10 protein-coding genes are annotated in these 12,459 nt (G+C 66.2%); 4 read left to right on the top strand and 6 right to left on the bottom strand.

Annotated elements, in window-relative coordinates:
* Positions 1 to 3: 3 nt before the first annotated feature.
* The 5 genes from A5766_RS22370 to A5766_RS22350 form a co-directional block, all read right to left on the bottom strand.
* A complete protein-coding gene (locus A5766_RS22370; RefSeq protein WP_005208480.1) occupies positions 4 to 630 on the bottom strand; it encodes a histidine phosphatase family protein in 627 nt (208 codons plus the stop codon).
* Positions 630 to 1,964, bottom strand: a complete 1,335-nt coding sequence (hemL, locus tag A5766_RS22365; RefSeq protein ID WP_005208478.1) for a glutamate-1-semialdehyde 2,1-aminomutase — start codon at positions 1,962 to 1,964, stop codon at positions 630 to 632. The genes A5766_RS22370 and hemL overlap by 1 nt, the downstream gene beginning before the upstream one ends.
* A 245-nt stretch (positions 1,965 to 2,209) precedes the next feature.
* Positions 2,210 to 3,145, bottom strand: a complete 936-nt coding sequence (locus A5766_RS22360) for a type IV toxin-antitoxin system AbiEi family antitoxin domain-containing protein (protein ID WP_064906468.1) — start codon at positions 3,143 to 3,145, stop codon at positions 2,210 to 2,212.
* 116 nt (positions 3,146 to 3,261) lie between these two features.
* The gene (locus tag A5766_RS22355; RefSeq protein WP_064906466.1) at positions 3,262 to 4,188 is read right to left on the bottom strand and encodes an SGNH/GDSL hydrolase family protein; all 927 of its coding nucleotides are present in this window, start codon (positions 4,186 to 4,188) and stop codon (positions 3,262 to 3,264) included.
* Entirely contained in the window at positions 4,185 to 5,687 is a 1,503-nt protein-coding gene (locus A5766_RS22350; protein ID WP_197501589.1) for a PucR family transcriptional regulator, read from the bottom strand. Before A5766_RS22350 ends, A5766_RS22355 begins: the two co-directional genes overlap by 4 nt.
* A 104-nt stretch (positions 5,688 to 5,791) precedes the next feature.
* Here A5766_RS22350 and gabT point away from each other — a divergent pair, with 104 nt between their 5' ends.
* The 3 genes from gabT to A5766_RS22335 are packed head-to-tail and all read left to right on the top strand — an operon-like array spanning position 5,792 to position 10,625.
* Positions 5,792 to 7,171 (top strand): 4-aminobutyrate--2-oxoglutarate transaminase, encoded by a 1,380-nt coding sequence (gene gabT, locus A5766_RS22345; protein WP_064862873.1) that lies wholly within the window; start codon positions 5,792 to 5,794, stop codon positions 7,169 to 7,171.
* Between the two features lie 39 nt (positions 7,172 to 7,210).
* Positions 7,211 to 9,181, top strand: a complete 1,971-nt coding sequence (locus tag A5766_RS22340; protein WP_197501587.1) for a primary-amine oxidase — start codon at positions 7,211 to 7,213, stop codon at positions 9,179 to 9,181.
* Positions 9,159 to 10,625 carry an NAD-dependent succinate-semialdehyde dehydrogenase gene (locus tag A5766_RS22335; protein WP_064906462.1) on the top strand — a complete coding sequence of 489 codons (1,467 nt, stop codon included), beginning with the start codon at positions 9,159 to 9,161 and terminating at the stop codon, positions 10,623 to 10,625. The genes A5766_RS22340 and A5766_RS22335 overlap by 23 nt, the downstream gene beginning before the upstream one ends.
* 83 nt (positions 10,626 to 10,708) lie before the next feature.
* Here the strand turns inward: A5766_RS22335 and A5766_RS22330 are convergent, their stop codons facing one another.
* Positions 10,709 to 11,605 carry an endonuclease domain-containing protein gene (locus A5766_RS22330; protein ID WP_005204630.1) on the bottom strand — a complete coding sequence of 299 codons (897 nt, stop codon included), beginning with the start codon at positions 11,603 to 11,605 and terminating at the stop codon, positions 10,709 to 10,711.
* 258 nt (positions 11,606 to 11,863) lie between these two features.
* Here A5766_RS22330 and A5766_RS22325 point away from each other — a divergent pair, with 258 nt between their 5' ends.
* Entirely contained in the window at positions 11,864 to 12,454 is a 591-nt protein-coding gene (locus A5766_RS22325) for a YdcF family protein (RefSeq protein WP_005204632.1), read from the top strand.
* Positions 12,455 to 12,459: the final 5 nt, after the last annotated feature.

Genomic DNA, 12,459 nt, shown 5'->3' with positions numbered 1-12,459 from the left:
GGCTCATGCCCCGGTCGCGAGCGGGTCGGAATGCCCGGCGGGTTCGGAGTAGATGATGTCGACGAGGGCGTCGTCGTCGTAGATGAGGCTGGTCAGCGAGGCCAGTGAGCATTGCCGACGACGGGGGTCGTGCCAGAGACGCTGACCTTCGAGGAAGCGTCGGAGGGTATAGACGGGAAGTTGGTGGCTGACGCAGACCGCCTCGTGGCCGCGGGCGGCGTCGCGCGCCTTGTTGGCGGCGGCGAGCATGCGATGCGCGAGCTGGATGTAGGGCTCTCCCCACGACGGGGTGAATGGGTCGCGCAGCTTGACCCAGTGTCGGGGCTTGCTCAGCGCGCCGTCGCCGACGGAGACCTTGAGGCCTTCGAAGACGTTGTCGGCCTCGATGAGTTGATCGTTGGTGAAGATCGGCAGTCCGTGCGCTGCGGCGATCGGGGTGGCGGTCTCCTGGGCCCGCTGCAGCGGGGAAGCGAAGACCGCGGTGATGTCGTGGTCGGCGAGCGTGCCCGCGACCTTCTCCGCCTGAGCGCGGCCGGTCGGCGAGAGGCGGAATCCGGGCAGGCGGCCGTAGAGGATGCCGTCCGGGTTGTGCACCTCTCCGTGGCGCATCATGTGGACGATCGTGTGCATCAGTCGGACTCCCCCGATTGCGTGGCGTGCGCTGCAGCGCGGGCTGCGGCCGGCAGCGCGTCAGCGATTCGACCAAAAGCATCCTCGTCCAGCGCCGCAGAGACAAACCAGGCTTCGAATGCGCTCGGCGGTGCGTACACGCCCGCGTCGAGCAGCGCGTGGAAGAAGGGTGCGAAACGCCAGGTCTCGGTGTTTTTGACGGCGGCGTAGTCGGTGATCGGCGTCGCGGGGTCGGAGGTGAAGAACACACTGAGCAGGTTGCCCGCCAGCTGCACCCGGTGACCGACGCCCGCGTCGGTGAGCGCCTCGGCGAACAGGGAGGCCAGGCGGTTGGCGTTGGCGTCGAGCGCGGTGTAGACGTCGGCGTCGGCGTTGCGGAGAGTCGCGAGTCCGGCGGCGACGGCGACCGGGTTACCGCTGAGCGTGCCCGCTTGGTAGACGGGCCCGGTGGGTGCGAGGTTCTCCATGATGTCGGTGCGACCGCCGAACGCCGCGGCGGGCAGTCCCCCGCTCATCACCTTGCCGAAGGTGTAGAGGTCGGCGGCAACACCCTCGAGGCCGTACCACCCGGCGGGGCTGACGCGGAAACCCGTCATGACCTCGTCGATGATGAAGAGCGCACCGTGGCGTCGGGTGAGATCGCGCAGGCCGGCGTTGAAGCCGTCGACAGGGGCGACAGCACCCATGTTGCCTGCCGCAGCTTCGGTGATCACGGCCGCGATCTCGTCGCCGTAGGTGGCGAACGCTTCGGCCACGGCGTCGAGATTGTTGTAGGGCAGGACGATGGTGTCGTGTGCCGACGCCCCGGTGACACCGGGCGTCGTGGGGAGGCCGAGCGTCGCGATTCCGGAGCCAGCGTCGGCGAGCAGCGCGTCGACGTGACCGTGGTAGCAGCCGGAGAACTTGATGATCTTCGAGCGTCCGGTGGCGCCGCGCGCGAGGCGGATCGCCGACATCGTCGCCTCGGTACCCGAATTGACCAGGCGAACACGCTCGACCGGGTCGACGCGGTCGATGATCTCTTCGGCGAGTTCGATTTCGCCCTCGGTCGGCGCACCGAAGGAAAGACCATGCGCTGCCGTCTTCTGCACTGCCTCCACAACTGCGGGATGCGCGTGCCCGAGGATCATCGGACCCCAGGACGAAACGAGATCGACGTAGTCGTTGCCATCGACGTCCGTCAGATGACAGCCCTTCGCCGAGGCGATGAAACGCGGAGTGCCGCCGACCGCCGAGAACGCGCGCACGGGCGAATTGACCCCACCGGGCGTCGCATCCTGGGCCCGACGGAACAATTCAGCGGAACGGGCTGCGACCTCAGCGGAACTCCTCACGGCCTACAGTGTTCCAAACCGCAACGATCGGCGACAATTCGCCCTGCTCAGGCCGCTTACGCACTCGGATCGCGGCGCGGATCGGGCGCGCGCGGCGCCCGAATCCGCTGCGGCTGCGGGCGCCGCGGCGCGGGTACTGCGTACACAATCCGGTCGCCAGCGCGAGGCCACGACAATAATTGTCGCGGCGTCCCGCTGACGTCACAGTTGTGTACGTACCCCTCCGCTGCGGACTGCGCGCATGTTCAGCATCCCGCGAAGTCGGGGTCGTCCCAGTAGCCGAGGGCGTGGTCGGTGCCGGAATCGGCCGCCTGGCGCGTCAGCTCGGGCGGCTCGGCCAGCGATTTGAGGTGATCGCGCCTGCGGATCATCGCGAGAAGCGTGTCGACCACTTCGTCCCACGTGAACATGAGCCGCTTGTACGAGATCCGCCACGGGATGTAGCCAAGGCGGTGAGCGGTCTCGTCTCTGACCCGGTCCTTCTCCCGTTGCTCCTGCGATTTGTCGTGGTAGGCGACGCTGTCGACTTCCACGATCAGCCGCTTACCGATCAAGAAGTCGACCCGGCCGATCCCGGGAATCTCCACCTGACTCTCGAACGCGATCCCCAGCGTGGTCAGGCGGAATCCGAAGATGGACTCGGCCCCGGAGTCGAGACAGTCAGCGCACCTGTCGAGGAGTCGCCTGATCCGGACGGGCATCGACGAGAACAGCGCCTGCAGGTCAGTGAACTCGAGAAGCCCCTGGTGCAGCACGGAATCGCACGCGGCGACGATTCCCTCTTCGTTGAGGCAGCGGACCGCGTACTGCAGAGCCGTGGCCACGTCATCGAGCGGGTAGACCTCCCGTGGCGCCCGTCCGTAGCGAGTGCACGCGTGGTGTGTGCCGGCAGATCCGCGCGCGGCGACTTTGCGACCGCGGACGTGGACGAGATCGCCGAGCGGGGCAACCCACACTCCGTGGAGGTCGAGCGCGCTGACACAGGTGCAGACTCCGCCCGCGCTCACCGCGGAAACAACCGTCGGGTCGGCGTACGAGGTGGCGTACCAGCCTCGACGCAGGAGGCGCAGGTCGCCCGCATCGACCAGCCGCCGTACCTGCGCCTGGCTGAAGTCGCGGCGAGTCAGTTCAGCCCAGGAGAAGACGCCGCGCCACTGGTCGTCGTGCTCGAGTCCGGTCACGGACCATAGCGTCTCGCGCCGATCGCGGTGTGTCGGCGGTGACGTCGCCGCCCGGGCGATGCTGTGGATGCGCGGCTGACTGTGGATAGTTGTGCACCGCCCGCCCGTCGGGTGGTTTACCGGCCCAACGCGGCGCCGACCTGGTCGGCGATGGCGCGCTGGCCGTCGACGTTGGGGTGCACCGTAATCGGAGCCGACGACCCGACCTGCGGTTCTATCCAGCGCACGCCCTCGGGCCGGCAGGCGTCGTGACCCTCGGAGACCGTCGACATGTCGACGAACGTCGCCCCGGTCTCGGTGGCTGCTCGCGCCACAGTCTCGTTGAGCGTTGCTTGCAGGTCGTGGATGTACGCGACGTCGCCCGCGGCAATGCGCATCGTCGGATAGCAGCCTGTCGTCGGAGGCAGAATCCACGGATATCCGACGACGAGCACGCGCGCTTTCGGGGCTCGGTCGGCAACGGCGCGCAGCGCTTTCACCAGTGCCGGATAGGTGTTGGTCCGCACCCTGCGCACGATGCTGTCGCCGTATCGGGCGCGGCATGGCGCACCGGTCGGGTCGTCGGCGGCCACCTCCCCGCAGTCGGCGATGGTGCCGGAGAAGATGTCACCGTCGTTGCCACCGATCATCAGCGTCACGATCCGCGTACCCTCCCCGAGCGCGTCGAGCTGCGGATCGACGCCAAAGTATTGTGCCGCAAAGAAATCCGACGTCGTCGCGCCCGCGCAACTGACATCGTCGAGGGCAAGCCCGCGTCGTTGGGCGAGCACGTGTGCGAAGTTCGACGACGACCGCTGGCACTGCAGCGGCGAATCCTCGACGAGCGGGCGCACTCCCGTTCCCGCGCTGTAGCTGTCGCCGAGGTTGGCGTAGGCAGCGCTGACGGTTGTTCCTGTGCTGCCGGTCGTTCCCGTCCCGGCGGACGTCCCCGCACTCGCGGTCGTCCCGGAACCTTGCGCCGGATTCGAGCCGCCGTCGGTGCATGCCGTCGCCAGCAGCAACGTCGCGAGGACGACGGGAAGCCAAGGGCGGCGGGCGCTCACGCGCTCTCGCTCAGCAGGGTCAGCAGCAGTTCGGCGCGGGTGCGAGCGTCGCCGAGGTCGACGGCGAGCATGTCCTCGACACGCTCGATACGGCCGCGCAGGGTGTGCCGATGCACGCCGAGTGCGCTCGCGGCGGCACCCCAGTTGCCATTGGCCTCGAGGTACGCGAGCAGACTTTGCTGCAGATGTCCGGCGTTCGCGGCGTCGTAGGCGACAAGCGGGGCGATGCGCTCGGCGTAGCTGTCGCGCAACACTTCTCGCACGGTGTCGCTCGCGAGTAGCGAGCGGAGGTCGTAGAGGTCGAGTAGTTGACCTGCCGCTGCCGACCGACACGAGAGGCGGGCCTGACGTACGGAGTCGGCGACGTCGTCGACCGGAACCGACGGCCCCAAGCCGCCACGCACGGCGCCCGTCGCACTGAGTATTCCGAGGAGCCCGGTGGCGAATTGGACGTGATCGTCGCCGCGGATCAGGCCGACGAGTTCGTTGTCGCACCGGTGCACGAACACCGGTCGCCACCGCCGCTCGAACTCGACGGCGAGGCGTCGAGCACCGTGCTGTGCGTCGTCGACACTCTCGAAACGGAACACCACCGCACGTACCCGACCCTCGGGATCGGCTGCCCGGAGCAGCATTTCGCGCGATCGCTCCCCGACGTGGCGGTCCATGGCGAGCGCGAGCACTTCGCCCTGGAGTTCGCCGACGTCGCGTCGAACCTCTTGCGGCTTGGCATATTCGATGACGAGCAGCGAGACGGCGTGGCCGATCAGCATGCGGCCGACGTCGTCGAGTGGACTCGACCCGATGACGCCGAGATGCCCGAAGGTCGTTGCCCCCGAACCGACTCGCGCGACGGTGAGCACCGAATCGTCGGTCACGCGGACGGCACCCGCCGATGCCGGGTCACGTACCACAATCGAGCGAAGCTGTTCGAGCTCAACGGAATTCGCCTTTCCCGGCGCCTCGGCAACCGGGGTGTGCCCGGCGTCGAACAAGATCACTCGCTGACCGACCGCATCGGCGAGCTCGCGCACGAGCCCCTTTGATCCCGATACCGTTGCCGCCCTGGTCATCCGAGGTTGCGCGCGCGTCGCTGACACCAGCCGTGCCGACCGTTGCGCGGCGATCTGATCGAGGACCGCCCGCGTGATCGCCGAGAACGGTATCGCGAGCGGAACCTCGAACAGCGGGAGACCGAACTCGTCGGCGGCTACGAGCATACCCGCGGGCACCTCGTCGAATCCGAGGCCGACACCGAATCCGATCGCGGCGGCACCGACGGCGTGGAGGCTGCGTACGAACTCGCGCTGCGCGACGTCGTCGTCGTCGTTCAGTCGCATACCGGTGGTCAGCAGCACCTCGCCGCCCTGCAACCAGTCGGCGGTGCTCACGAGTTCAGAGCTGACCGCACAGTCGAGCTCGCGGTCGAGGCCGTCGGCCCCGGCGCGCAGCGAGAGTTCGAGTCGACGCTGGGCCATCAGCCATCGAACGGTGGTCACCCACCCACCGTAACCGCCAACTGGACATTGTGGCAGTGCAACGTCAGATCGCTGTACAACTTGTCAGGTCCGCAGGTGGGGCCCGCAGGCGAACACTGGTGTCCATGACCACAGCAACCGACATCGTCTACCGGCTGCCCCAGGAGCGGAAGCTGGTCAGCGAACTGCCCGGCCCACGCTCGATGGAGATCGGGCAACGCCGACTGGGTGCCGTCGCCGCGGGCGTCGGCTCCAGCGTTCCCGTCTTCGCGGCCGACGCCGACGGCGGAGTGATCGTCGACGTCGACGGCAACTCGCTGATCGACCTCGGCTCCGGAATCGCCGTCACATCCGTCGGCGCGAGCAACTCCGCCGTGGCGGCGGCAGTCGCCGAGCAGGCCGCGCACTTCACGCACACCTGCTTCATGGTGACGCCGTACGAGGGCTACATTGCCGTCGCCGAGAAGCTCAACGAGATCACCCCCGGCGACTTCGAGAAGCGCACCGTGCTGTTCAATTCGGGCGCCGAGGCCGTCGAAAACGCGGTCAAGATCGCCCGGCTGTCGACGCGACGCAACGCGGTCATCGCGTTCGATCACGCCTACCACGGGCGCACCAACCTGACGATGGCGATGACGGCCAAGAGCATGCCGTACAAGCGCAACTTCGGGCCGTTCGCGCCCGAGGTGTACCGGATGCCGATGAGCTATCCGTACCGCGACGAACTCGGCAGCGACGGTGTGGCCGCGGCCAAACGCGCGATCTCGATGATCGAGAAGCAGGTCGGTGCCGAGACCACCGCCGCGATCGTCATCGAACCGATCCAGGGCGAGGGTGGATTCATCGTTCCCGCACCGGGATTCCTCTCGACGCTGGCCGAGTGGTGCACGATGCACCGCGTGCTGTTCGTCGCCGACGAGGTGCAAGCCGGATTCGCCCGTACCGGAACGTGGTTCGCGTGTGAGCAGGAGGGCGTCACGCCCGACCTCATCACGATGGCGAAGGGCATTGCCGGCGGAATGCCACTGTCCGCAGTCACCGGCCGCGCCGACATCATGGACACGGTGCACGGCGGCGGACTCGGCGGCACCTACGGCGGCAATCCCGTTGCGTGCGCCGCGGCGTTGGCCGCCATCGACCAGATGGAATCGCTCGACCTGTGTGGCCGGGCGCGACACATCGAGACAATCATCACCGAGACGCTCTCGGCCACCAAGGACGAACTCGACGGTGCAGGCCTGCCCGTGATCGGTGACATCCGCGGTCGCGGCGCGATGATCGCCGTCGAACTGGTCACGCCCGCCGAAGACGGATCCCCGACTCGTGAACCCAATCCCGACCTCACCGCCGCGGTGGCCAAGGCGGCTCTCGCCCAGGGTGTCGTCGCGTTGACCTGCGGCACCTACGGCAACGTGCTACGCCTGTTGCCACCGCTGGTCATCGGCGACGACCTGCTGCGCGATGGTCTGGCGGTGCTGTGCCAGGCACTCAAGGACAACGCCTGACCTGCCGAATCGTCAATTGCTCGACCACTAAGGAGAGTCGTGTCCCCGCATCCCCTGGATCAACCGCATCCCCTCGATCCGCTGACCGCCGACGAATTCCGTTCCGTCACAGCCCTACTCGGTAGCGAGCAGGGTGTCGGCGACGGCTGGCGCTATGCGTCGATCGAACTCGCGGAGCCGACGAAGACCGAACTCGCCGCATTCGACGCCGACGGCACGCTTCCGCCGCGTCGCGCGGTGGTGGTCTGTTTCAACAGTGGCGAGAACACGACCTACAAGTCGTTCGTGTCGATCTCGGGTGACAGCGTCGACTCGTTCGAACTGATTCCCGACGTCCAGGCGAACTTCACGGTCGACGAGTTCGAGGAGTGCGACCGCGTCCTGCGTGCTCACCCCGACGTCCAGGCGGCGTTGGCTCGACGCGGGATCACCGATCTGGACGGCGTTTTCATGGATACGTGGACCTACGGTGGCGCGGTCATCCCCGAGGAGTACCGCGGTCGACGCCTCGGCTGGTCGGACACCTGGGTGCGCAACAGTGAGGGCTCCAACCCGTATGCGAACCCGGTGTCGGGGCTGCACTGTGTGATCGACGTGAACACGATGGAACTACTGCGCATCGAGGACACCGGCGGTTTCGACCAGCCGGAGGTGATGGGCGAGTACGTTCCTCGCCATATCCCGCAACGCATTCGGGACACTTTCAACCGGCCTGAGCTCAAACCACTGGAGATCACCCAGCCCGACGGGCCGTCGTTCACGCTCGAAGGAAACAAGCTCACGTGGCAGAAGTGGTCGCTGCGTGTGGGTTTCAACTATCGCGAGGGCATGACCCTGCACACCGTCACCTACGACGACGGTGGACAGGTACGCAAGATCGCGCATCGTCTCTCGTTCGCGGAGATGGTCGTCCCCTATCGTGATCCGAGCGAGGATCATTACCGCCGAACGGCTTTCGATATCGGCGAGTGGGGCCTCGGCTTCATGACGACGTCGCTCGAGCTTGGTTGCGACTGTCTCGGCGAGATCCGATACCTCGACGCCACGCTGCACAACAGCGCCGGTGAGCCGTACACCATCACGAACGCGATCTGCATCCACGAGGAAGACAACGCCGTGCTGTGGAAGCACGTCGATCACGACGCAGGCGCAGAGGTGCGTCGTATGCGTCGGTTGACGGTGAGTTTCCATGTCACGGTTGCCAATTACGAGTACCTCGTCTACTGGCGCTTCTATCAGGACGGCAACATCGAATGCGAGGTACGGGCCACCGGCATCATGGTGACCACACCGATGCCGCCCGGCGTGACGTCGAATCCGCACGGCACGACGGTCGATAACCGCACGTACGCTCCGTTCCACCAGCATTTCCTCGTTGCGCGAATGGATCTCGACATCGACGGCTCCGACAACACGGTCTACGCCAGCGAGACTGTCGTCGAGCCGATGGGCCCCGACAATCCGCTCGGTCTCGGCCTGGTGCAACAGAATACGCCGCTGCTCACCGAGTCAGAGGGTATGCAGGACCCCAACTTCGCGACGCAGAAATCGTGGAAGATCGCCAATCCCAACAAGACAACGGCACTCGGCCTGAATCCCGCGTACAAGCTGGTTCCGACAGGCGCCTTCCCGGCGATGTTCGACCCGGCGTCGCCGATCTTCCAACGCGCGACCGTCATGGGACACACCCTCTGGGTGACCCCCAATCACCCGGACGAACGTTGGCCCGCAGGCGAGTTCGTCAATCAGTCGGAACGCGACACCGGACTCGGCGTGTGGACCAAGGCCAATCGGCCGATCGAGAACACCGACGTCGTGCTGTGGTACACGTTCGGAATCCATCACATCACCCGCCCAGAGGACTGGCCGGTGATGCCGGCCGACACCGTGTCGTTCTGGCTCAAGCCATTCGGCTTCTTCGACCGCAACCCCTCTCTCGACGTCGAGGCATCGCCCCCGACTCACTGTCATCACGAAGGGAACTCGCATGACCAGCACCCAGGTGCTTGACCCACAGGCCGTGCTCGACGGAATCCCGACCGGGCTCTGGATCGATGGCAAGGAGGTCGAGGCCAAGAGCGGCAAGACATTCGATGTCATCAACCCCGCCACCGAGGAGGCACTTACCACCGTTGCCGACGCCAGCGTCGACGACGCCGTACACGCACTCGACCGCGCCGTAGCCGTCGCCGACTCCTGGGCCGCAACGCCCGCCCGTGAACGCGGCGAGATCCTGCGTAGCGCTTTCGAATTGGTCGCCGACCGCGCCGATAGCCTGGCCATGCTCATGACGCTCGAGCTGGGTCGCGCACTGCCGGATAGCATTTCGGAGACCAAGTACGGCAACGAGTTCCTGCGCTGGTTCGCCGAAGAGGCCGTCCGGATCGACGGTCGCTGCACCCAGTCGCCGGCAGGCACCGGCCGAATCCTGGTGAGCCACGGACCAGTTGGCCCTTCGCTCGCGATCACGCCGTGGAACTTCCCACTGGCGATGGGCACGCGCAAGATCGGTCCGGCATTGGCTGCGGGCAACGTCATGCTGGTCAAGCCCGCGCACGAGACACCGCTGACCATGCTCGCGCTGGCGGAGATCTTCGCCGAAGCAGGACTGCCCGCGGGCGTGCTGTCGGTGCTGCCGACCACGGACGCGCGAGGCGTCGCGTCGGCCATCATCACCGACGATCGGATCCGCAAGATCAGCTTCACCGGTTCGACGCCGGTGGGTCGAAATCTGATGGCACAGGCCGCTGAGCGGGTGCAGCGGACGTCGATGGAGCTCGGCGGCAACGCACCATTCGTCGTATTCGACGACGCCGACGTCGACAAGGCTGTCGAGGGCGCGTTCCTCGCGAAGATGCGCAATGGCGGCGAGGCCTGCACCGCGGCGAACCGCTTTCTGGTGCAGTCCGGGGTTGCCGAAGAGTTCACCGACAAGCTGATCGAGAAGATGTCGGCGGTGCGACTCGGCCCCGGCTACGAGGAGGGCGTGACGCTCGGACCGCTCGTGACCGCGGCGCAGCGCGACAAGGTCGCCGCAGCGGTGGAAAGTGCTGTCGCACACGGTGGTCGGGTTCGCCTGGGCGGCAAGGCACCGGAGGGCAAGGGTTACTTCTACCCCGCGACCGTGATCGATCAGGTTGACGCGTACGCACCGGTCACCCGCGACGAGATCTTCGGACCCGTCGCGGTGATCAGCACCTTCGACTCCGAGGACGAGGCGATCGCCGCAGCCAACTCGACCGAGTACGGCCTGGCAGGCTACTTCTTCACCCGCGACCTCGACCGCAGCATGCGCGTCGCGTCGAAGCTCGACGTCGGGATGGTCGGCGTCAACCGTGGCGTCATCTCCGACGTCGCAGCACCTTTCGGCGGCGTGAAGCAGTCTGGCATCGGCCGCGAGGGCGGCTCCGAGGGCATCGAGGAGTACCTGACCGTCAAGTACGTCGCGCTCTGAGATCGACTGGGCGCCGGAGAGCGTCGAGTGGGCGCGCGAGCACGTCGACTGGGCGCCGGAGAGCGTCGAGTGGGCGCTCCGGCCTAGTCGAAGTACGCACCTCGCCGATGAAGCGCCTGCCTGATCGCAGCTAGGACGGCGTACGGGTTGTCGCGGAGCTTGGCCTTGTCGACGTAGATCATCAGCCATCCGTCGTCGAGCAGCCGTGCGCGGCGTTCGGCGTCGCGAACCTGTTGACCAGGCCGGGTGTGATGTTCGCCGTCGTATTCGATGCCGATCTTGAGTGCCTCGTATCCCATGTCGATGCGCGCGTAGACCTCGCCGGATCTGTCGCGTACCTCGATCTGGAGGTCAGGCGCCGGTAGTCCGCCCTCGAGAATGGTCAGGAGCAGCCATGCCTCGGTGGGCGACTCGATTCGGCGGTCGATCAGGGGTATCAGTCGCCGCAGCTGAACCACGTTGCGCCTCCCCTTCTGCGTGGCCGTGTACTTTTCCAGCGCGGCGACATCGAGGTTGGTCGCGCGCGCCAGTGCGTCGAGATATCCAAGCGCGCGTGACGCGAACCGAATGCGGCCGATGTCGAATGCCGTCCTGATCACGCTCGTGACCTTGATTCCGTCAATGGTCACGATGTCTGCGGGGTCGAGGTCGAGGCGGTGAGTAACGGACCCTTTCGCAGGTCGGCCGGAGCAACTCGTGCCGCGGATCAGCTCGATGGTGAAATCCTCGTCATACCAAACACTCCCGTGCATGATCAGTGCTGCCATGCCCGCGACCACGACGTCGCCCTGAGCCTGCTGAGCGACCGCGACGATGCGCTGACGGGCCGTCATCAACGTCGACTTGAGTATGTATCCGCTGCCGCGGAGTCGACGGAACGTCGAATCGAACTCAGTAGCGCTGATACCGGTGACACTGAGCGTTGCTTTGCGCTCGACGATCTCAGGCGAATCTACTTGTGATGCATCAAAAGGAGTCATGATGCTTGGACGCAGAGACCGCGCGATTTGATCCATCGAAGTTTTGCGCATTGAGGTCGACGCCCAGCTACGCCCACTCGACGCTCCCGAACGCACAGTCGGCACTACAGGACGCCCACTCGGCAATCTCGAGCGCCCACTCGGCACGACGAAACGCCCAGTCGACACGACCAACCGCAACGTTACATTCGTGAGAATTGTTGCTGAAGTGATCCCTGTGGCCTTTAGCGCGCACAACCTTCTCCGTACGATGGCCGCATGCGTCTACGAACAGATCTCCGACTGCGTAGCGCCGCGGTGCTGCTGGCCCTGACGACAGCTCTCGCGGGCGGCGTGGTCGCCGCGGCTCCTGCTCACGCCGACATCAACGCGGGCAGTGTCGATATCGGCAGCTCAGACTTGTTGAGCGCCAACAGCGTCTTCTTATGGCAGAGTCCGCCCACCCGCTACATCGTGGTGCTCGGCGCAAAGCAGGGAACGTTGGGGCAGCCACCCGCGGTCCTGCAGCAGCGCATGACCGTCGGCGCCCAGCTCGCGCGCACCCATCCGTTCAACCGCGTGATCGTGTCCGGCGGCGACACCTGGTGGCTACCGATCTCCGAAGCGCAGTTCATGAACATCGGCCTGATCCATCGCGGTGTCCCGATGTGGCAGATGGTGAACGAGTCGGCGTCGACCTCGACCGTCCAGAATGCCGAGTTCACTGTCCGCATGCTCAGGTCGTTGGGTGCCACGGGAGCGGTGATCGTCACCAACAACTTCCACATGCCGCGCGCCATGAAGAACTTCCGCGACGCCGCCAAAGCGCAGCACGCAAACCTGCTGTTTCAGCCCGCCTACGCAGGCTGAACCAC

This window comes from Gordonia sp. 852002-51296_SCH5728562-b, from assembly GCF_001665475.1.
Taxonomy (GTDB): domain Bacteria; phylum Actinomycetota; class Actinomycetes; order Mycobacteriales; family Mycobacteriaceae; genus Gordonia; species Gordonia sputi.
The sequence above is the reverse complement of the archived record's forward strand: the minus strand, read 5'-3'. Positions and strand labels throughout refer to the sequence as shown.

Coding starts and splice junctions, on each gene's coding strand:
- A5766_RS22370 (WP_005208480.1), bottom strand. CDS start 630: ATGCACACGATCGTCCACATGATGCGCCACGGAGAGGTGCACAACCCG.
- gabT (WP_064862873.1), top strand. CDS start 5,792: ATGACCACAGCAACCGACATCGTCTACCGGCTGCCCCAGGAGCGGAAG.
- A5766_RS22335 (WP_064906462.1), top strand. CDS start 9,159: ATGACCAGCACCCAGGTGCTTGACCCACAGGCCGTGCTCGACGGAATC.
- A5766_RS22330 (WP_005204630.1), bottom strand. CDS start 11,605: ATGACTCCTTTTGATGCATCACAAGTAGATTCGCCTGAGATCGTCGAG.
- A5766_RS22325 (WP_005204632.1), top strand. CDS start 11,864: ATGCGTCTACGAACAGATCTCCGACTGCGTAGCGCCGCGGTGCTGCTG.